The organism is Marinomonas sargassi, assembly GCF_025716875.1.
In the GTDB taxonomy this organism is placed as follows: Bacteria; Pseudomonadota; Gammaproteobacteria; order Pseudomonadales; family Marinomonadaceae; genus Marinomonas; species Marinomonas sargassi.
This window is the reverse complement of sequence record NZ_JAOVZB010000008.1, coordinates 18,820-39,164: the sequence shown is the minus strand read 5'-3', so window position 1 is coordinate 39,164 and position 20,345 is coordinate 18,820. Positions and strand designations below refer to the sequence as shown.

At 44.5% G+C, this 20,345-nt stretch carries 31 protein-coding genes; 1 reads left to right on the top strand and 30 read right to left on the bottom strand.

Features of this window, described 5'->3' with window-relative positions; all coding sequences use genetic code 11:
* Positions 1-131 precede the first annotated feature (131 nt).
* Complete coding sequence (uvrA, locus tag OFY17_RS14395; protein ID WP_263531431.1) at positions 132-2,951, top strand: excinuclease ABC subunit UvrA; 2,820 nt, start codon at positions 132-134, stop codon at positions 2,949-2,951.
* Between the two features lie 106 nt (positions 2,952-3,057).
* On the opposite strand, the gene rplQ is transcribed toward uvrA, so the two are convergent.
* From rplQ to fusA, 30 genes are all read right to left on the bottom strand, one after another.
* A complete protein-coding gene (gene rplQ, locus OFY17_RS14390) occupies positions 3,058-3,435 on the bottom strand; it encodes a 50S ribosomal protein L17 (protein WP_263531430.1) in 378 nt (125 codons plus the stop codon).
* Between the two features lie 42 nt (positions 3,436-3,477).
* Complete coding sequence (locus OFY17_RS14385) at positions 3,478-4,482, bottom strand: DNA-directed RNA polymerase subunit alpha (RefSeq protein ID WP_263531429.1); 1,005 nt, start codon at positions 4,480-4,482, stop codon at positions 3,478-3,480.
* Positions 4,483-4,518: 36 nt separating this feature from the next.
* Positions 4,519-5,139, bottom strand: a complete 621-nt coding sequence (gene rpsD / locus OFY17_RS14380) for a 30S ribosomal protein S4 (RefSeq protein ID WP_263531428.1) — start codon at positions 5,137-5,139, stop codon at positions 4,519-4,521.
* Positions 5,140-5,153: 14 nt separating this feature from the next.
* Positions 5,154-5,546 (bottom strand): 30S ribosomal protein S11, encoded by a 393-nt coding sequence (gene rpsK / locus OFY17_RS14375; protein WP_263531427.1) that lies wholly within the window; start codon positions 5,544-5,546, stop codon positions 5,154-5,156.
* A 64-nt stretch (positions 5,547-5,610) separates the two neighbouring features.
* The gene (gene rpsM, locus OFY17_RS14370) at positions 5,611-5,967 is read right to left on the bottom strand and encodes a 30S ribosomal protein S13 (RefSeq protein WP_263531426.1); all 357 of its coding nucleotides are present in this window, start codon (positions 5,965-5,967) and stop codon (positions 5,611-5,613) included.
* Positions 5,968-6,090: 123 nt separating this feature from the next.
* Positions 6,091-6,207: a 50S ribosomal protein L36 gene (gene rpmJ / locus OFY17_RS14365; RefSeq protein WP_114697044.1), complete on the bottom strand. Its 117-nt coding sequence runs from the start codon at positions 6,205-6,207 to the stop codon at positions 6,091-6,093.
* Positions 6,208-6,229: 22 nt separating this feature from the next.
* Positions 6,230-7,558 (bottom strand): preprotein translocase subunit SecY, encoded by a 1,329-nt coding sequence (secY, locus tag OFY17_RS14360; protein WP_263531425.1) that lies wholly within the window; start codon positions 7,556-7,558, stop codon positions 6,230-6,232.
* Positions 7,559-7,993: a 50S ribosomal protein L15 gene (gene rplO, locus OFY17_RS14355; protein WP_263531424.1), complete on the bottom strand. Its 435-nt coding sequence runs from the start codon at positions 7,991-7,993 to the stop codon at positions 7,559-7,561. It abuts the gene before it with no gap.
* A gap of 1 nt (position 7,994) precedes the next feature.
* Positions 7,995-8,180, bottom strand: a complete 186-nt coding sequence (rpmD, locus tag OFY17_RS14350; RefSeq protein WP_263531423.1) for a 50S ribosomal protein L30 — start codon at positions 8,178-8,180, stop codon at positions 7,995-7,997.
* Positions 8,181-8,186: 6 nt separating this feature from the next.
* Complete coding sequence (gene rpsE / locus OFY17_RS14345) at positions 8,187-8,687, bottom strand: 30S ribosomal protein S5 (RefSeq protein ID WP_263531422.1); 501 nt, start codon at positions 8,685-8,687, stop codon at positions 8,187-8,189.
* A 10-nt stretch (positions 8,688-8,697) separates the two neighbouring features.
* On the bottom strand, positions 8,698-9,048 hold the full coding sequence (gene rplR, locus OFY17_RS14340) for a 50S ribosomal protein L18 (protein WP_263531421.1): 351 nt from the start codon (positions 9,046-9,048) through the stop codon (positions 8,698-8,700).
* Between the two features lie 8 nt (positions 9,049-9,056).
* Positions 9,057-9,590: a 50S ribosomal protein L6 gene (rplF, locus tag OFY17_RS14335; protein ID WP_263531420.1), complete on the bottom strand. Its 534-nt coding sequence runs from the start codon at positions 9,588-9,590 to the stop codon at positions 9,057-9,059.
* Positions 9,591-9,598: 8 nt separating this feature from the next.
* A complete protein-coding gene (gene rpsH / locus OFY17_RS14330) occupies positions 9,599-9,991 on the bottom strand; it encodes a 30S ribosomal protein S8 (protein ID WP_263531419.1) in 393 nt (130 codons plus the stop codon).
* 130 nt (positions 9,992-10,121) lie between these two features.
* Complete coding sequence (gene rpsN / locus OFY17_RS14325; protein WP_263531418.1) at positions 10,122-10,427, bottom strand: 30S ribosomal protein S14; 306 nt, start codon at positions 10,425-10,427, stop codon at positions 10,122-10,124.
* Between the two features lie 12 nt (positions 10,428-10,439).
* On the bottom strand, positions 10,440-10,979 hold the full coding sequence (rplE, locus tag OFY17_RS14320) for a 50S ribosomal protein L5 (protein ID WP_263531417.1): 540 nt from the start codon (positions 10,977-10,979) through the stop codon (positions 10,440-10,442).
* 17 nt (positions 10,980-10,996) lie between these two features.
* A complete protein-coding gene (rplX, locus tag OFY17_RS14315) occupies positions 10,997-11,314 on the bottom strand; it encodes a 50S ribosomal protein L24 (protein WP_263531416.1) in 318 nt (105 codons plus the stop codon).
* 17 nt (positions 11,315-11,331) lie between these two features.
* On the bottom strand, positions 11,332-11,700 hold the full coding sequence (rplN, locus tag OFY17_RS14310; protein ID WP_263531415.1) for a 50S ribosomal protein L14: 369 nt from the start codon (positions 11,698-11,700) through the stop codon (positions 11,332-11,334).
* A gap of 51 nt (positions 11,701-11,751) precedes the next feature.
* Positions 11,752-12,012, bottom strand: a complete 261-nt coding sequence (gene rpsQ, locus OFY17_RS14305) for a 30S ribosomal protein S17 (protein WP_263531414.1) — start codon at positions 12,010-12,012, stop codon at positions 11,752-11,754.
* Position 12,013: 1 nt separating this feature from the next.
* Positions 12,014-12,205, bottom strand: a complete 192-nt coding sequence (rpmC, locus tag OFY17_RS14300; RefSeq protein ID WP_263531413.1) for a 50S ribosomal protein L29 — start codon at positions 12,203-12,205, stop codon at positions 12,014-12,016.
* Positions 12,206-12,619, bottom strand: a complete 414-nt coding sequence (gene rplP, locus OFY17_RS14295) for a 50S ribosomal protein L16 (protein ID WP_263531412.1) — start codon at positions 12,617-12,619, stop codon at positions 12,206-12,208.
* Between the two features lie 10 nt (positions 12,620-12,629).
* Positions 12,630-13,310: a 30S ribosomal protein S3 gene (gene rpsC / locus OFY17_RS14290; RefSeq protein ID WP_263531411.1), complete on the bottom strand. Its 681-nt coding sequence runs from the start codon at positions 13,308-13,310 to the stop codon at positions 12,630-12,632.
* 14 nt (positions 13,311-13,324) lie between these two features.
* Positions 13,325-13,657, bottom strand: coding sequence for a 50S ribosomal protein L22 (gene rplV / locus OFY17_RS14285; protein ID WP_063334248.1), 333 nt, complete (start codon positions 13,655-13,657; stop codon positions 13,325-13,327).
* A gap of 14 nt (positions 13,658-13,671) precedes the next feature.
* Complete coding sequence (gene rpsS / locus OFY17_RS14280) at positions 13,672-13,947, bottom strand: 30S ribosomal protein S19 (RefSeq protein WP_263531410.1); 276 nt, start codon at positions 13,945-13,947, stop codon at positions 13,672-13,674.
* 15 nt (positions 13,948-13,962) lie between these two features.
* Positions 13,963-14,787 carry a 50S ribosomal protein L2 gene (rplB, locus tag OFY17_RS14275; protein ID WP_263531409.1) on the bottom strand — a complete coding sequence of 275 codons (825 nt, stop codon included), beginning with the start codon at positions 14,785-14,787 and terminating at the stop codon, positions 13,963-13,965.
* A 14-nt stretch (positions 14,788-14,801) separates the two neighbouring features.
* Positions 14,802-15,098, bottom strand: a complete 297-nt coding sequence (rplW, locus tag OFY17_RS14270) for a 50S ribosomal protein L23 (RefSeq protein WP_263531408.1) — start codon at positions 15,096-15,098, stop codon at positions 14,802-14,804.
* The gene (gene rplD, locus OFY17_RS14265) at positions 15,095-15,700 is read right to left on the bottom strand and encodes a 50S ribosomal protein L4 (RefSeq protein ID WP_263531407.1); all 606 of its coding nucleotides are present in this window, start codon (positions 15,698-15,700) and stop codon (positions 15,095-15,097) included. The genes rplW and rplD overlap by 4 nt, the downstream gene beginning before the upstream one ends.
* A 12-nt stretch (positions 15,701-15,712) precedes the next feature.
* Positions 15,713-16,351: a 50S ribosomal protein L3 gene (gene rplC / locus OFY17_RS14260; RefSeq protein WP_263531406.1), complete on the bottom strand. Its 639-nt coding sequence runs from the start codon at positions 16,349-16,351 to the stop codon at positions 15,713-15,715.
* A gap of 128 nt (positions 16,352-16,479) precedes the next feature.
* A complete protein-coding gene (gene rpsJ / locus OFY17_RS14255; protein ID WP_012071937.1) occupies positions 16,480-16,791 on the bottom strand; it encodes a 30S ribosomal protein S10 in 312 nt (103 codons plus the stop codon).
* 201 nt (positions 16,792-16,992) lie between these two features.
* A complete protein-coding gene (tuf, locus tag OFY17_RS14250; protein WP_263531405.1) occupies positions 16,993-18,216 on the bottom strand; it encodes an elongation factor Tu in 1,224 nt (407 codons plus the stop codon).
* Between the two features lie 35 nt (positions 18,217-18,251).
* Positions 18,252-20,345, bottom strand: a complete 2,094-nt coding sequence (gene fusA / locus OFY17_RS14245; RefSeq protein ID WP_263531404.1) for an elongation factor G — start codon at positions 20,343-20,345, stop codon at positions 18,252-18,254.

The following is a 20,345-nucleotide window of genomic DNA, read 5'->3' as shown; positions in this document are numbered from 1 at the left end:
TTTGAAAAAAAAGATGCCTATTTTACTCAAAATACCGTTGAAGCTCCATTTCAACTACTGTAAAAATAGACAGTTATTTAATTTACTACGGGCAAATTCATTTCTGCTGAACAATTTCACATTGGAGACTCATGGATACCATTACCATACGCGGAGCACGCACCCACAATCTTAAAAATGTGGACTTAGACATTCCAAGAGACAAGTTAATTGTTATTACCGGTTTATCTGGTTCGGGTAAGTCTTCTCTGGCTTTTGACACCTTATACGCGGAAGGACAGCGCCGCTACGTAGAATCTTTATCTACTTACGCCAGACAATTTTTATCCATGATGGAAAAGCCCGATATTGACCATATTGAGGGCCTTTCTCCAGCGATCTCCATTGAACAGAAATCTACATCCCACAACCCACGCTCTACCGTGGGAACCATCACAGAAATCTACGATTATTTGCGTCTGCTATTTGCCCGTGCTGGCCAGCCTCGTTGTCCAACACATGGCGAGCCTTTAGAAGCGCAAACCATATCACAGATGGTTGATAAGATTATATCTCTACCAGAAGAAAGTAAGATGATGCTTCTCGCCCCTATCGTTAAAGATAGAAAAGGTGAGCACTTACATACTATTAGCGATTTATTATCAAAAGGTTTCATCAGAGCACGCATAGATGGCATCGTGGTTGATCTAGATGACGCTCCAGCATTAGAGAAAAACAAAAAACACACAATAGAAGTGGTGATTGACCGCTTTAAAGTCAGACCCGATTTACAGCTTCGCCTCGCTGAGTCTTTTGAAACTTGTTTAGAGCTATCTGATGGTATTGCTAAAGCCATCAATATGGATGATGAGAGCGAAGAATATATTTTCTCCAGCAAGTTTGCTTGTCCAGTGTGTGGATACAGCCTGACAGAATTGGAGCCAAGGCTCTTCTCATTTAACAACCCAAACGGTGCTTGCCAAACCTGTGATGGTTTAGGTACACATCAAATGTTCGACCCTGAACGCATCATACAAGACGATTCCCTTACCCTAGCGGAAGGTGCCATTCGTGGGTGGGGGCGACGCAGTATCTTCTATTATCAACAGCTAACCGCGCTGGCGAACCACTACGGTTTTGATATCGACACTAAGTATGCGGATATTCCTGACGACTACAAAAAACGTATTCTCAATGGTTCGGGGAAAGATAAAATAGAGTTTGTTTATATTAATGAGCGCGGCGATAAGATGATGCGCTCACACGCATTTGAAGGGGTCATTCCTAACCTACAACGCCGTTACCATGAAACAGAATCAGACAGTGTGCGGGATGACCTTTCTCAGTACATCAGTGTACAGCCTTGCCCTGATTGTCACGGCTCTCGCTTGAATCGCTCTGCTAGAAACGTGTTTATTGATGAGCAGACACTACCAGAAGTCGTCACCTACCCTATTGCTGAATGCTTAAGATATTTTGAAAACTTGGAGCTACCCGGCGCCCGTGGCGAAATTGCATCCAAGATACTTAAAGAAATTCGCGACCGCCTAACTTTCCTAGTGAATGTTGGCTTGGATTATTTAACATTAGACCGCAAGGCTGACTCTCTTTCTGGTGGTGAAGCTCAACGTATCCGTCTTGCCAGTCAAATCGGTGCTGGCTTAGTAGGCGTAATGTACATTCTCGATGAGCCTTCTATCGGCCTTCATCAACGAGATAACGAACGCTTAATCGCTACTCTTACCCGCTTACGAGATCTCGGTAATACAGTCATAGTCGTAGAGCATGATGAAGACGCGATTCGTATTGCCGACCATGTAGTAGATATAGGTCCAGGTGCGGGTGTACACGGTGGTCAAGTCATCGCCAGCGGCACTCCTGAAGATATAATGAATTGCCCTGAGTCAGTAACAGGCCAATACCTTGTCGGTACTCGTAAGATAGACATTCCTACCACCCGCCATTCTGCTAAGAATAATCAGCAGCTGAGTTTAAAAGGCGCTACGGGGAATAACCTCAATGAGGTTAACCTCAACATCCCTATAGGTGTCATGACTTGTGTTACTGGTGTATCAGGTTCAGGTAAGTCCACTTTGATTAATGGCACACTCTACCCTCTTGCTGCTACAGCTTTGAATGGCGCCACTACGTTGAAAGCGGCCCCTCACGAAAAGATTGAAGGTTTAGAGCTATTTGATAAATGTGTCGATATAGACCAAAGCCCGATCGGCCGTACACCAAGATCAAACCCTGCAACATATACTGGTATTTTCACTCCTATGAGGGAACTGTTCTCAGCAACTCAAGAAGCGAGATCTCGTGGTTATAAACCGGGGAGGTTTAGCTTCAACGTGAAAGGTGGTCGTTGTGAAGCTTGTCAGGGTGACGGTGTCATCAAAGTTGAAATGCACTTCTTGCCAGATGTGTATGTGCCTTGTGATACCTGTAAGGGTAAACGCTATAACCGTGAGACCTTAGAAATACTTTACAAAGGCAAGAACATTCACGAATGTTTGGAAATGACTATTGAAGATGCCCGAGAATTCTTCGATGCGGTTCCTTCTGTTGCAAGAAAGCTTCAAACACTCATGGACGTAGGCCTTGGCTATATACGTCTAGGACAGGCAGCAACCACTTTATCTGGCGGTGAAGCCCAAAGGGTTAAACTCGCTAAAGAGCTCTCTAAACGCGACACAGGCGCGACCTTATATATTCTAGATGAGCCAACCACAGGGCTGCATTTTGCCGATATAGAGCAGCTTCTTAAAGTTCTTCATCGTCTGCGTGATCACGGTAATACCATTGTGGTCATAGAGCACAACCTTGATGTGATTAAGACAGCGGATTGGATTGTAGACCTTGGTCCTGAAGGCGGTAGCGGAGGTGGTTATATTATCGCTGAAGGCACTCCAGAAACCGTAGCTCAAGCTGAAGGCTCACACACAGGTCGTTTCTTGAAAGACATGATCTAGAAAACATAAAGCCGAATAGAAGCTTATTCTATTCGGCTTTAGTTAAGAAAGAATCAGACATAAAAAAGCCGAGCATAAGCTCGGCTTTTTTTATTACTTACTGATCTTACTCAGCAGCTTCTGTAACTGGTCTATCAACCAATTCAACATAAGCCATAGGTGCATTATCACCTGTACGGAAGCCGCATTTAAGAATGCGAATGTAACCGCCAGGACGAGCTTGGTAACGAGGACCTAGCTCAGAGAATAATTTACCTACTGCGTCTTTGCTACGAGTACGAGCAAAGGCAAGGCGACGATTCGCAACTGAATCTACTTTCGCCAATGTGATTAACGGCTCAGCAACACGACGTAATTCTTTCGCTTTAGGCAACGTAGTTTTAATAACTTCGTGCTCAAACAAAGAAACAGCCATATTTTTAAACATCGCTTTACGATGTGAGCTAGTACGGTTTAAGTGACGTCCACTCTTACGATGACGCATTATACATTCCTTACCAAACTACGGTGGCCAGGGAACAATGACCTAGCGAGCTAGAACTTTGCTATCGTCTTTCAAACTAGCCGGTGGCCAATTTTCTAGACGCATTCCCAAAGACAAACCACGCTGTGCTAAAACATCTTTGATTTCAGTTAACGACTTCTTACCAAGGTTAGGCGTCTTAAGAAGCTCAACTTCAGTACGTTGAATCAAATCACCGATGTAATAAATGTTCTCTGCTTTCAAACAGTTAGCACTGCGAACGGTTAACTCAAGATCATCAACCGGGCGTAGCAAAATTGGATCAATCTCATCTTCTTCTTCTTCAACTGGTGCTTCACTCTCACTTTCAAGAGCGACAAAAACTGCAATTTGTTGTTGAAGAATAGTAGCTGAACGACGAATAGCTTCTTCAGGGTCGATTGTACCGTTAGATTCGATGTCTAAGACTAACTTATCTAAGTCTGTACGCTGCTCAACACGAGCATTATCAACACTGTATGCTACACGACGCACTGGGCTGAATGAGGCATCAAGCTGCAGGCGACCAATAGGACGAGTTTCATCATCACCAGCAACACGAGCATCAGCAGGCTCATAACCAAGACCACGAGCGACTTTGATCTGCATGTTTAACTCTGCAGTATCATCTAAGTGCGCAATAACAAGATCAGGGTTAGCAATCTCAGAGTCGGCAACAAGCTGAATATCAGCTGCTGTTACGACACCAGGACCTTTTTTACTTAAAGTCAGAGTTGCTTCATCCTGCCCATGTAGAGCGATCGCAACTCCTTTTAGGTTAAGAAGAATTTCAATTACATCTTCTTTAACCCCTTCGATTGTACTGTATTCATGTAATACACCGTCGATTTCGACTTCTACAATCGCACAACCTGACATTGAAGACAAAAGAATGCGACGTAGTGCATTACCTAAAGTGTGACCAAAACCACGTTCAAGCGGTTGTAGTGTCACTTTAGATCGTGTGCTACTGATTTCTTGTACTTCAATATTGCGTGGGGTTAACAATTCGCTCACTGAACGCTGCATAGATCCACCTATTTCTCAATCCTAATCATCAAACTATTACTTAGAGTAAAGTTCAACAATTAGGTTCTCATTAATTTCAGCTGATAAATCGGCACGTTCTGGCGCTGCTTTAAAAGTAGCTTCCAGTTTAGTTGAATCAACTTCGATCCAGTGGATCGCTGCACGATTTTTAGATAGCTCTAGTGCGCTTTGTACACGCAATTGCTTTTTAGCTTTTTCACGGATAGATACAACGTCACCAGCTTTAACTTGGTAAGACGGGATATTAACCGTAGAGCCATTTACTAGAATGCCTTTATGACCTACTAGTTGACGAGCTTCCGCACGTGTAGAACCGAAACCTGCGCGATAAACAACGTTATCTAAACGAGATTCCAAAAGTTGCAAAAGGTTCTCGCCAGTTGCGCCTTTAAGGCGAGCAGCAGATTTGTAGTAATTACGAAATTGCTTCTCTAGTACACCGTACATACGACGTACTTTTTGTTTCTCACGTAACTGTAAGCCGTAATCAGAAAGACGACCGCGACGTGCACCGTGCACACCAGGAACCGTTTCTGCTTTACATTTCGACTCAAGAGCGCGTGAACCGCTCTTCAATTGCAAGTCGGTACCTTCACGACGAGACAACTTACAAGTTGGACCAATATAACGAGCCATGTATCTGTCTCCTCTTAAACGCGACGTTTCTTAGGTGGACGGCAACCATTGTGTGGAATTGGCGTCACATCTGTAATGTTATTGATACGCAAGCCTAGTGCATTTAATGCACGAACTGCGGACTCACGACCAGGACCTGGGCCCTTAATCATCACGTCAACGTTCTTTAGACCGAACTCTAAAGCGACAGTACCAGCACGTTCAGCGGCTACTTGAGCTGCGAAAGGCGTACTTTTACGAGATCCGCGAAAACCAGAACCACCTGCAGTAGCCCATGAAAGAGCGTTACCTTGGCGATCAGTGATTGTCACGATCGTGTTATTAAATGAAGCGTGTACATGAGCAACACCGTCGACGACCGTCTTTTTGACTTTCTTCTTGGTGCTGCGCGTAGCTGGCTTAGCCATATTGCACTTTCCTATTTAATGCTCAGCTCTAGTGAACTTAGCACTAGAGCGAAACGCGTTTAAATTACTTACGAATAGGTTTACGAGGACCTTTTCGTGTACGAGCGTTCGTTTTGGTACGTTGACCACGAACTGGTAGGCTGCGGCGATGACGAATCCCGCGATTACAACCTAAGTCCATCAAGCGTTTGATAGACATACTGACTTCACGACGTAAGTCACCCTCTACAGTATACTTAGCAACTTCGCCACGAAGTTGGTCAAGCGTATCATCGCTTAGAGAGCTTATTTTTGCGCTCTCAGCAACACCTGTAGCAGCGCAAATAGCGCGTGAACGTGTGCGACCAATTCCGAAGATGTAAGTCAGAGAAATGACCGCATGTTTATTGTCAGGAATATTGACACCGGCTATACGAGCCATCACTTTACTCCGTTGTTATAGATGAATATCAACCCATCATTTACTTTCATGAGGGCGGCTGATTATGCCTACAATTAGACTATAAATCAACCACCCATTCCTATCATCCAACAAGCTAAGGAATTAACCTTGGCGTTGCTTATGACGAGGTTCTGTTTTACAAATCACTCGAACTGAACCGTTACGACGAACGATTTTGCAGTTACGACAAATTTTCTTTACAGATGCACGTACTTTCATGTTCATCTCCAACCAATGTTTATCACATTAGGCCATTTTGACCATAACCAGTTAGGTTTGATTTTTTCATTAATGACTCGTATTGCTGACTCATCAAATGACTTTGAACTTGCGACATAAAGTCCATAACAACAACCACTACGATCAACATAGAGGTGCCGCCAAGGTAGAATGGAACATCCCACGCAACATTCAAAAACTGAGGCATCAAAGACACAGTGGTGATATATAAAGCACCAAACAGTGTCAATCGAGTCATTACGCCATCAACGTAACGAGCGGTATGATCACCAGGACGGATACCCGGTAAGAACGCACCGGATTTCTTCAAATTATCTGCTACATCTTTTGGATTAAACACCAAGGCTGTATAGAAAAAGCAAAAGAAAACAATTGCGATTGCAAATAACAGCACATACAGAGGTTGTCCAGGAGCAAGAGCCAATGAAATGTTTTGTAACCATTCCATCCCATCACCTTGACCAAACCATTGGCCAATAGAGGCTGGGAAAAGCAAGATACTTGAAGCAAAGATCGCAGGAATAACACCCGCCATATTCACTTTAAGTGGCAAATGACTCTTTTGTGCAGCAAACACTTTTTTGCCTTGCTGACGCTTCGCGTAATTAACCGTAATACGACGTTGGCCACGTTCAATAAAGACAATGGCAGCAACCGTCGCAATCGCTAATATCGCAATCAACAACAAAGCTAAAATATTGATATCGCCTTGACGAGCCGATTCAAATGACTGACCTACAGCAGCGGGTATGCCGGCAACGATACCTGCAAAGATAAGGATGGAAATACCATTACCAATACCTTTTTCAGTAACTTGTTCGCCTAACCACATTAAGAAGACAGTACCAGCAACAAGGGTAACAACAGCAACGGCATAGAATTCCATACCAGAACTGAACGAAATACCCTGACTTGCTAAGCCAACTGCCATACTGGCAGACTGAACTAAAGCAAGCAGCACAGTACCATAGCGAGTGTATTGGGTAATCTTACGACGACCTGCTTCACCCTCTTTCTTTAACTGCTCTAGCTGCGGACTCACAACCGTTAACAACTGCATAATAATAGAGGCAGAAATATAGGGCAGAATCCCAAGCGCAAGAATACTCATGCGTTCAAGTGCGCCCCCTGAGAATACGTTAAATAAACTCAGAATTGTGCCTTCATTTTGATCAAACAGTGCTGCCAAACGATCTGGATTAATACCAGGAACAGGGATGTGAGCACCGATACGATATACAATAATTGCTAGAAATACGAAACGGATGCGAGCCCATAGCTCGCCTAATCCGTTTTGTGCACCAGCAGGTAGTGAGCCTTGCTTTGCCATTTATTCCTCGACTTTTCCGCCAGCTGCTTCAATTGCCGCACGAGCACCTTTAGTCACTTTAAGGCCACGAACCGTGATTGCTTTGTCGATAGAACCAGACAAAATCACACGTGCAACTTTAATTTGATGACCAAGAATGTCTGCGCCTTTAAGAGCAGCTAAATCTACAACTTCAGCATTTACAGCAGCAAGCTCGTTTAAACGAACCTCAGCAACATACTTTGCCTGACGTGAAGTAAAACCAAATTTTGGCAGACGTTTCTGCAAAGGCATTTGACCACCTTCAAAACCAGGTTTTACTGAGCCACCAGAGCGAGACTTAAGACCTTTATGGCCACGTCCACCTGTTTTGCCCAAGCCGCTACCTATGCCGCGACCAACACGTTTAGGAGCATGTTTGCTACCTTCGCCAGGACGAAGTGTATTTAAGAACATGTTATTCTCCTACCACTTTAACCATGTAATAAACTTTATTAACCATACCGCGTACTGCTGGAGTATCTTCCAACACACGAGTTTGGCCAATCTTACGTAAACCCAAGCCTTTAACAGTTTCACGGTGTTTTGGAAGACGACCGATCGGACTACGGGTTAGTTGAACTGTGATGGTATTATTCGCCATTACACATTACCCCAAAATTTGATCGACTGACTTACCGCGTTTAGCTGCGACTTGCTCAGGCGCTTTCATATTCTGCAAACCTTTCACTGTAGCGCGAACTACGTTGATTGGGTTTGTAGATCCATAACATTTAGCCAATACATCGTGAACACCTGCGATTTCAAGAACCGCACGCATTGCACCACCGGCGATAACACCAGTACCTTGAGATGCAGGCTGCATGTAAACTTTAGACGCACCGTGGTTCGCTTTAACTGGGTACTGAAGAGTACCGCCATCAAGCTTAACAGATACCATGTTGCGACGAGCTTGTTCCATAGCCTTTTGAATTGCTTGAGGAACTTCGCGCGCTTTACCGCGACCAAAGCCAACTTTACCATTTCCATCACCGACAACTGTCAAAGCTGTGAAAGAGAAGATACGACCACCCTTTACAACTTTAGCAACGCGGTTTACTTGAACTAGCTTCTCTTGGAGGTCGCTAGTTTGTTGATCATTAACTGCCATGTGCTACCCCTTAGAACTCTAGACCGGCTTCGCGCGCTGCATCAGCAAGAGCTTGAACGCGACCGTGGTATTTGAAGCCAGAACGATCGAAAGCGACCGAAGTGACACCTGCTTCTTTAGCGCGAGTAGCTACCAATGTACCGACTTCTTTAGCCGCTACTTTGTTACCAGTCGCACCAGCACGTAAAGTCTTTTCTAAAGTAGAAGCGCTAGCTAGCACCTTACTACCACAAGGAGAAATTACTTGTGCATACATGTGGCGTGGTGTGCGAAATACAGTAAGACGATTCGCACCTAAGTCACGAATATGCAAACGAGCACGACGTGCACGACGAATTCGAGATTGTTTTTTAGTGTTCATATGCCTACCTATTTCTTCTTAGCTTCTTTACGACGAACAACTTCGTCAGAATAGCGAACACCTTTACCTTTATAAGGCTCTGGTGGACGGAAACCGCGAACTTCTGCAGCTGCTTGACCTACGGCTTGCTTATCAATACCGCGCAAGATAACTTCAGTTTGAGATGCACATTCAGCTGTTACGCCTTCTGGCAATTCATAATCCACAGGATGAGAGAAACCTAGTGACAAGTTAAGAACTTTACCCTTAACTGCAGCACGGTAACCAACACCTTGAAGAAGTAATCTTTTCTCAAAACCTTGGCTTACACCAACAACCATGTTGTTGATCAAAGCACGAGTTGTACCTGCTAGGGCACGGCTCTGTTTCGCTGCATCACGTGCTGCGAAAGTTATAACATTTTCTTCTTTAGTCACTTCAACGCTTCGGTGAACGTTTAACTCTAAAGTACCTTTGCTGCCTTTAACAACAACAGCTTGGCCGTTTAGAGAAAGATCTACACCACTAGGAAGCGTCACTGGACTATTAGCAATACGAGACATACTAACTCCTAGAATACTGTGCAGATTACTTCGCCACCGATGCCTGCAGCACGAGCTGCACGGTCAGTCATCACACCTTTAGATGTAGAGATGATTGCAACACCAAGACCTGCTTCTACTTTAGGTAGATCTGCAGTGCCTTTGTATTGACGCAAACTTGGGCGAGATGCGCGTTTAATTTCTTCGATTACTGGCTTACCTTCGTAGTATTTCAACTCGATTGTAAGCGTAGGCTTTACTGCTTCATCTACACTAAAGTTACCAACGTAACCTTCTTCGCGTAGAACAGCAGCAATTGATGTCTTCATTTTTGATGAAGGCATACTCACAGAAGCTTTTTCAGCCATCTGTGCATTACGAATACGTGTAAACATATCCGCAAGGGTATCTTGCATACTCATTTAAGAGCTCCTAATTTAAAAAACCATTGTGCAGCAAATAGAGCTCGCGCATAGTACACAGCAGCGAACGGAATGTCCAGCTTTTAGACACCCCATTCACTGCCGTACATTATGATCGTGCTCTACTTGCTTACCAACTAGCTTTCTTCAAGCCTGGTACGTCACCACGCATTGCTGCTTCACGCAGCTTAATACGAGAAAGACCGAAGCGACGGTATACACCGTGCGGACGACCTGTCACTTGACAACGATTACGTTGGCGAGAAGAAGATGAATCACGAGGAAGCGCTTGCAATTTAAGCGTTGCTTCCCATTTTTCATCGTCCGATGCATTAACGTCGCTAATGATCGCCTTTAGAGCAGCACGCTTTTCAGCATACTTAGCTACTAATTTGGTGCGTTTTGCTTCGCGCTGAACCATTGATGCTTTAGCCATGATTCCTACCTCTTATTTCTTGAAAGGGAAATTAAAGGCTGCTAGCAAAGCACGACCTTCTTCATCGGTACGAGCAGTCGTTGTGATGGTAATATCCATACCACGTACACGATCTACTTTATCGTAATCGATTTCAGGGAAGATGATCTGCTCTTTAACACCCATACTATAGTTTCCACGACCGTCGAAAGACTTAGGGTTAAGTCCACGGAAGTCACGAATACGTGGGATAGCTACATCAACCAAACGGTCGAAGAAATCCCACATACGCTCACCACGTAGAGTCACTTTACAACCGATCGGGTAACCGTCACGGATTTTGAAAACTGCTACGGATTTGCGGGCCTTAGTCACTACAACTTTTTGACCACTAAGCGCTTCAAGGTCTTTAACTGCATTTTCAAGAAGTTTCTTGTCTGCAATCGCTTCACCAACGCCCATGTTTAGAGTGATTTTAGTGATTTTAGGCACTTCCATCACATTCTTGTAGCTGAAGTCTTCAGTCAACTTCGCTACAACTTCATCTTTATATACTTGCTTAAGTCTCGCCATGGCTATAATTCTCGCTCTTAGGCGTCGATCGCTTCACTATTTGATTTAAAGATACGTACTTTCGTACCATCTTCGTTCAATTTAAAGCCGACGCGATCCGCTTTACCAGTAGCACTATTAAAAATGGCTACATTAGAAACCTGGATAGGTGCTTCTTTTTCAACGATACCGCCAGTTGAACCCTTCATAGGGTTTGGCTTTTCGTGTTTCTTAACAGTATTAATGCCAGAAACTAGAACGCGGTTCTCGTCTACTACCTTAACAACTTTGCCACGTTTGCCTTTGTCTTTACCGGCAATTACGATAACTTCGTCGTCACGTTTGATTTTACGCATAATGTCCCCTCTCCCTCTTACAGCACTTCTGGTGCAAGAGAAACAATTTTCATGAATTGTTCTGTACGCAATTCACGTGTTACAGGGCCAAAGATACGAGTACCAATAGGCTGTCCTGAAGCATTCAACAATACCGCTGAGTTTACATCAAAGCGAATTACTGAACCGTCTGGACGACGAACACCTTTCTTAGTTCTAACGATAACAGCGTTTAGAACCTGCCCTTTTTTAACACGACCACGTGGGATCGCTTCTTTCACTGTGACCTTAATAATGTCACCGATAGCAGCGTAACGACGATGTGAGCCACCCAGTACTTTTATACACTGAACACGCTTCGCGCCGCTGTTATCTGCAACATCAAGCATCGATTCTGTTTGAATCATTTCTGCTCTCCAATCAAATTAGATAACAAGTCTCATGAAGGAAGTAGCAGCTTATACAGCTGCTGCTTTCTCAACTACTTGAACCAGTTTCCAAGTTTTAGACTTAGAATAAGGACGTGTTTCTACGACCTTAACGGTATCACCGATCTGGCACTCATTAGTTTCATCATGAGCGTGCAATTTAGTAGAACGACGAACATACTTCCCATAAAGAGGGTGTTTTTCTGTACGTTCAACTAGTACTGTGATGGTTTTATCCATCTTATCGCTTACTACCTTACCAGTAGCTGTGCGCGCTTTTGTTTCTGCCATCTTAGTTACCTGCCTTATCATTTAGCACAGTTTTAACACGTGCTATATTGCGGCGAACTTGCGAGAGCAAATGAGTTTGCGCCAATTGACCAGTCGCTTTCTGCATGCGCAAAGTAAATTGCTCACGTAGTAGCTCAACCAAGGTCTCTTGCAGCTCAGCTACAGTCTTATCTTGCATTTCTTTTGCTTTCATCTACATCACCGTACGCGTTACGAAAGTTGTGGACAAAGGAAGCTTAGAAGCAGCTAAAGCAAACGCTTCGCGTGCTAGCTCTTCAGAAACACCCTCAACTTCATAAAGCATCTTACCTGGTTGGATCTGCGCAACCCAATATTCGACGCTACCTTTACCTTTACCCTGACGAACCTCTAGAGGCTTCTGAGTAATCGGCTTGTCTGGAAATACGCGAATAAAGACTTTGCCACCACGTTTAATATGACGAGTCATTACACGACGCGCCGCTTCAATTTGACGAGCAGTAATACGACCGCGTTCAGTCGATTTTAGCCCGAATTCACCAAAGCTAACCTGGTTGCCGCGCAATGCCAAGCCACGGTTACGGCCTTTCTGCATTTTACGGAACTTAGTACGTTTCGGTTGTAACATGACTTACCCCCTACTTAGACTTCTTCTGTTGTGCGCCTTTAGAAGCACGCACTTGCTCAATACCGCCCAAGATTTCGCCTTTGAAGATCCACACTTTAACACCGATGATGCCGTAAGTTGTGTTTGCTTCATAAGTAGAGTAGTCAATGTCAGCACGCAAAGTGTGTAGTGGTACACGACCTTCACGGTACCACTCAGCACGTGCAATCTCTGCACCGCCAAGACGACCACTAACCTGAACCTTGATACCTTTCGCGCCTGCACGCATTGCGTTTTGTACCGCACGCTTCATAGCACGACGGAACATAACACGACGCTCTAGTTGGCTAGCGATGTTTTGCGCAACCAATTTCGCGTCCATTTCAGGCTTACGAATTTCTTCGATGTTGATGTGAACAGGTACGCCCATCATCTCAGAAACTGCATTACGTAGTTTCTCTACATCTTCACCTTTCTTACCAATCAAAATGCCTGGACGGGCAGTGTGAATAGTAATACGAGCAGTTTGAGCAGGACGTTGAATCTCAATACGAGAAACAGAAGCCTGAACCAATTTTTTCTCCAAGTACGCACGTACCTGAAGATCATTTAATAGCAGCTTAGAGTAATTTTGGTTATTCGCATACCAAGTAGAAGTATGGTCTTTAACTATACCTAAGCGTATACCAGTTGGATGAACCTTCTGACCCATTGGGTTTCTCCTAATTAGTCAGCGACTTTAACTGTTATATGGCAACCACGCTTTAAAATACGGTCTGCACGGCCTTTGGCACGTGGCATAATACGCTTTAGAGTCATAGCCTCATCAACGTAAGCCGTAGATACACGTAAGTCATCTATATCAGCACCTTCGTTATGCTCTGCATTCGCAATAGCAGACTCCAGTACTTTCTTGACAATAACTGCCGCCTTTTTAGGACTGAACGTTAAAATGTTCAGTGCTTCGCTAACAGATTTGCCGCGGATTTGATCTATAACCAAACGGGCCTTCTGCGCTGAGAGGCGAGCACCCTTTAATGAAGCGCTTACTTCACTCATGTTAATACTCCTAATTACCGTTTGGCTTTCTTGTCCGCAGCGTGACCACGATATGTACGGGTCGGAGCGAACTCACCCAGTTTATGACCGACCATGTCTTCAGTTACAATAACTGGAACATGTTGGCGACCATTATGGACAGCGATAGTCAACCCTACAAAATCAGGGAAGATAGTAGAACGGCGCGACCAAGTCTTAATTGGACGACGATCATTTTTCTCTACCGCAGCCTCTACCTTTTTCATCAAATGAAGGTCGATAAAAGGACCTTTTTTTAGTGAACGTGGCACAGTCGTTTCCTCTTATTACTTAGTACGACGACGTACAATAAGTTTATCAGTACGCTTGTTGCTGCGCGTTTTGTACCCTTTAGTAGGCACACCCCAAGGCGTAACTGGATGACGACCACCCTTACTACGACCTTCACCACCACCATGTGGGTGATCAACTGGGTTCATCGCCGCACCGCGAACGGTAGGACGAACACCACGCCAACGCGTAGCACCAGCTTTACCAAGAACTCGTAAGCTATGCTCAGAGTTTGATACTTCACCTAAAGTGGCACGACATTCAGTCAATACTTTACGCATTTCGCCTGAACGTAGACGAAGAGTAACGTAACGACCTTCTCGAGCAACTAGCTGAGCAGAAGCACCGGCTGAACGTGCAACTTGTGCACCTTTACCTGGCTTAAGCTCGATGCAGTGAACAGTACTACCAACTGGGATATTTTGCAGAGGCAAAGTATTACCCGGTTTGATAGGTGCATCTGCACCACTAAAAACAACATTGCCTGCAGCCATACCTTTGGAAGCGATAATGTAACGACGCTCACCATCAGCATATCTAATTAGTGCAATATTTGCAGAACGGTTTGGATCATATTCCAAACGCTCAACTACCGCAGAAATTCCGTCTTTGTTACGACGAAAATCAATCATACGGTAATGCTGCTTATGACCACCACCTACGTGACGCGTAGTGATGCGTCCGTTATTGTTACGACCACCTGATTTGCTTTTCTTTTCTAGCAAAGGTGCATATGGTGCGCCTTTGTGCAAATCAGTGTTAGTAACTTTAACAACGTGACGACGGCCTGCAGACGTTGGCTTACTTTTTACAACAGCCATTGACCTATCTCCCCTTATTCAGCGACCATGAAATCAATGTCTTGACCTTCAGCTAAACGAACGTACGCTTTTTTCACGTCGCTACGTTTACCCATGCCACGAGCAGTGCGTTTCGTTTTACCTTTTTGGTTCAACGTACGTACAGACTCAACTTTGACTTCAAAAAGCGCTTCGATAGCTTGTTTGATTTCAGGTTTAGTTGCATCACCAACCACACGAAAAACGTACTGACCATTACCTTCAGCAACAATCGTAGCTTTTTCGGAGATGTGTGGACCCAACAGAACTTTATAAATGCGTTCGCCGATCATGCTAGTGCCTCCTCAACTTGTTTCAGAGCACCAACTGTCACCAACACTTTGTCGTAAGCAATCAAGCTAACAGGGTCGATAGACGCTGCATCACGCACATCTACGTTTGGAATGTTGCGAGCCGCTAAAAACAGATTGTCATCAACTTCTTTAGAAACAATCAGAGCATTCTCAACATTCAATTCTGTCATTTTTGCTTTAAAGAGCTTAGTCTTTGGAGCTTCCAAAGCAAGTTCCTCAACTACAACAAGACGGTCTTGGCGTACAAGCTCAGACCAGATGGTGCGCATTGCTGCACGGTACATCTTCTTGTTCACTTTCTGAGAGAAGTCTTGTGGTTTAGCTGCAAATGTAACACCACCCGAACGCCACAATGGGCTACGAATAGTACCAGCACGTGCGCGACCAGAACCTTTTTGTTTAAAAGGTTTACGACCACCACCGGCTACTTCAGAGCGTGTTTTTTGAGCGCGAGAACCTTGACGACCACCTGCCAAGTAAGATGTAACTACTTGGTGTACTAGTGCTTCGTTGTATTCACGAGCAAAGGCTACGTCAGAAACTTCTACAGTCCCTTCAGCGCCTGTTAGATTCAAGTTCATTGTCTACCCCTCTTATCGAGCTTTAACAGCTGGTTGAAGAATAACATCACCATCAACTGCACCAGGTACGGCACCTTTCACTAGGATAAGGTTACGTTCTGCATCTACACGAACCACATCTAGTGATTGAGTAGTAACTTGTGCAGCACCCATATGGCCAGCCATCTTTTTGCCTTTCCAAACACGACCAGGTGTTTGACATTGACCGATGGAACCAGGTGCACGGTGAGACAATGAGTTACCATGCGTAGCGTCTTGCATAGAGAAATTATGACGCTTGATGGCACCCTGAAATCCTTTACCCTTTGATTGACCAGTTACGTCAACTACTTGGATAGATTCAAAATCAGCAACTGTTAGCTCATCACCAACACTGATTTCTTTTTCGTCACCAGACAGGCGGAACTCCCACAAACCACGACCTGCTTCAACACTTGCTTTTGCGAAGTGACCCGCAGCAGCTTTGTTGACGCGGCTCGAACGGCGAGAACCTACAGTAACTTGAACAGCTTGGTAGCCATCAGTTTCTGTTGTTTTCACCTGAGTAACGCGGTTCGGTTCAACCTCGATAACAGTTACTGGCACGGAAGCACCATCTTCTGTGAAGACACGTGTCATTCCGGCTTTGCGTCCGACTAATTGAATAGCCATTTTTTACCTCACTTGCCAGTTGTGTATGGGGCTATCACCCGCTACGGCTGATCATTCCAGATCATTCCACTAATTGTGCATAGGCCGACTGATCACCAGCCGGTTGTCGCACCCCAAACTTTAAGCTATTAGCCTAAAGAGATTTGTACTTCCACGCCTGCCGCAAGATCTAGTTTCATCAATGCGTCAACTGTTTTTTCAGTTGGCTCAACGATGTCTAGAACACGTTTGTGTGTACGAATTTCATACTGATCACGCGCATCTTTATTTACGTGTGGAGAAATCAATACTGTATAACGCTCTTTACGAGTAGGAAGTGGAATTGGTCCGCGCACTTGCGCACCTGTACGTTTCGCTGTGTCCACAATTTCTTGTGTTGAAGCATCAATCAGACGGTGATCGAAAGCTTTTAAACGAATACGGATTTTTTGGCTTTGCATTTCCAACTCCAAATACTGTGTATTAATGACTTAACTGTACATTATTAAGCCACCGTCCTCTTTTAAGGACGGCGAATATTAGCTATTCGCAAACTGGTTGTCAAGTAACCAATTTGTGACAAATAAAATAAAGCAAAAATAAAAAAGGCCGCTCATATTGAGCGGCCTTTTAAAAAAACCAATTAATAGAAGTTTAATCTATTACTTGATGATTTTAGCTACAACACCAGCACCTACTGTACGACCACCTTCACGGATCGCAAAACGTAGACCTTCGTCCATTGCGATTGGGTGAATTAGTTCAACAGTCATCTGAACGTTGTCGCCAGGCATAACCATTTCAACACCTTCAGGAAGTTCACAAGCACCAGTTACGTCAGTTGTACGGAAGTAGAACTGAGGACGGTAACCTTTGAAGAAAGGAGTGTGACGACCACCTTCATCTTTACCAAGAACATATACTTCTGCTTGGAAAGTAGTGTGAGGAGTGATAGAACCAGGCTGAGCCAATACTTGACCACGCTGAACGTCTTCACGCTTAGTACCACGTAGCAAGATACCACAGTTCTCACCAGCACGACCTTCGTCTAGAAGCTTACGGAACATCTCAACGCCAGTACAAGTTGTTTTAGTAGTATCAGCGATACCAACGATCTCAACTTCTTCACCAACTTTAACGATACCGCGCTCAACACGACCAGTTACAACTGTACCACGACCCTGGATAGAGAATACGTCCTCGATAGGCATGATGAATGCACCGTCGATTGCACGCTCTGGCTCTGGGATGTAGTCATCTAGAGTTTCAACTAGCTTCTTAACAGCAGTTGTACCCATTTCGTTATCATCTTCACCGTTCAATGCCATAAGAGCAGAACCCGGGATGATTGGAGTGTCGTCACCTGGGAATTCGTATTCAGAAAGAAGGTCACGCAATTCCATTTCAACCAACTCTAGCATTTCTGCGTATTCTTCAGAATCCGCACCGCCACAGTCTTCAGCCAACAAGTCAGCTTTGTTTAGGAAAACAACGATGAAAGGCACACCTACCTGACGAGAAAGCAGGATGTGCTCACGAGTCTGAGGCATAGGACCGTCAGTTGCACCACAAACAAGGATAGCGCCGTCCATTTGAGCAGCACCAGTGATCATGTTTTTAACATAATCGGCGTGTCCAGGACAGTCTACGTGTGCATAGTGACGAGTTGGAGAATCATACTCTACGTGAGAAGTAGAGATTGTGATACCACGCTCACGCTCTTCAGGAGCATTATCGATACCGTCAAAAGCAACAGCTTCACCGCCGAATACTTCTGCACATACACGAGTTAATGCTGCAGTAAGAGTTGTTTTACCGTGGTCAACGTGACCGATAGTACCAACGTTTACGTGTGGTTTACTACGTTCGAACTTTTCTTTTGCCATGATACATACACCTTAAATAATAGTAAGTATGATGATTAATCTTCATTTTTGATGAGCGCGTCTGCCACACTAGCTGGTGCTTCAGCGTATTTCTCAAACTCCATTGCATAACTTGCACGCCCTTGCGACAAGCTACGTACGTCAGTCGCATATCCGAACATTTCCCCTAGAGGAACTTCCGCTCGAATAATTTTTCCTGACGGGGAATCGTCCATCCCCTGAACAATACCACGACGACGATTCAGGTCTCCCATCACGTCACCCATGTAATCTTCAGGAGTAACAACTTCCACTTTCATCACAGGCTCAAGAACACAAGGATCAGCATCAACCGCTCCTTTTCTTAACCCTTGAGAAGCTGCAATTTTAAAGGCCATTTCGTTAGAGTCAACATCATGGAATGAACCATCGAATAATACAACCTTCATACCCAATAAAGGATATCCAGCGATTACACCATTCTTCATTTGCTCCGAAACACCCTTCTCAATTGCGGGGATGTATTCCTTAGGAATAACACCACCAACAATCTCGTTGACAAACTCAAGACCATCTTGCTCAGTTGGAATCAACTTCATCACGACGTGACCATATTGACCACGACCACCGGATTGACGCACAAATTTGTGATTAACCACCACTTCTTTGCGGATTTTTTCACGGTATGAAACCTGAGGCTTACCAATGTTCGCCTCCACCTTAAACTCGCGACTCATACGATCGACAAGAATATCCAGGTGCAATTCACCCATACCGGAAATGATAGTTTGACCTGTCTCCTCATGTGTTTCTACACGGAAAGATGGATCTTCTTGCGCTAATTTACCCAGAGCAACAGACATCTTTTCCTGGTCTGCTTGAGACTTAGGCTCAACAGCCACAGAGATAACAGGTTCAGGAAACTCCATACGCTCCAGAACAACAACATCTTTCATATCGCAAAGCGTATCGCCCGTAGTAACAAACTTCATACCTACGGTTGCAGCAATATCGCCTGCCAATACTTCTTTTATCTCTTCACGATTATTCGCATGCATTTGAACCATACGACCAACACGCTCTTTCTTCTGCTTAACAGAATTGTAAACCGCATCGCCAGTTTTCAAAGCACCAGAATAAACTCGAATAAATGTTAGCGTCCCTACAAATGGGTCTGTCGCTATTTTAAAAGCCAGTGCAGAGAACGGCGCCTCATCATCAGCTTCACGAGTAACAACAGTTTCACCATCTTCAAGCGTGCCTTCTATCGCCTTAACTTCAAGCGGAGAAGGTAAATATTCAATAACAGCATCTAGAACGGCCTGCACACCTTTATTTTTAAAGGCGGAACCACATGTGACCAATACAACTTCATTGGCCAATGTTCTTGCTCTCAAGCCGATCTTGATGTCTTCGACAGATAAATCACCTTCTTCAAGGTATTTATCCATCAACTCATCATTCGCTTCTGCCGCAGACTCTATAAGCTGCTCACGCCATGCCTCTGCTTCATCAAGTAAATCAGCTGGTATATCTTCCAAAGAGAAAGTCATACCCTGATCTTCTTCATTCCACATAATGGCTTTCATCAAAACCAAATCTACAACACCTTTGAAATCTTCTTCGGTGCCGATATTGATTTGAATAGGAACAGCGTTTGCCCCAAGACGTGTTTGAAGCTGCTCAACAACAGAAAAATAATCGGCTCCCGTACGGTCCATCTTATTGACGAATACCATACGAGGAACTTCATATTTGTTAGCTTGACGCCAAACAGTCTCAGTTTGCGGCTGCACTCCGGAAGAACCACATAGCACAACAACGGCACCATCCAAAACACGTAAAGAACGCTCTACCTCAATGGTAAAGTCTACGTGTCCAGGCGTATCAATAATATTGATACGGTGCTGATCAAACTGCTTATCCATACCACTCCAGAAGCAAGTTGTTGCCGCTGAAGTAATAGTTATACCGCGCTCTTGCTCTTGCTCCATCCAATCCATGGTAGCTGCACCATCGTGCACCTCACCAATTTTATGGGACAGACCTGTATAGAAAAGAACGCGTTCAGTTGTCGTTGTTTTACCTGCATCAACATGCGCACAAATACCGATATTTCGGTAGCGGTCGATAGGTGTTCTACGTGCCAC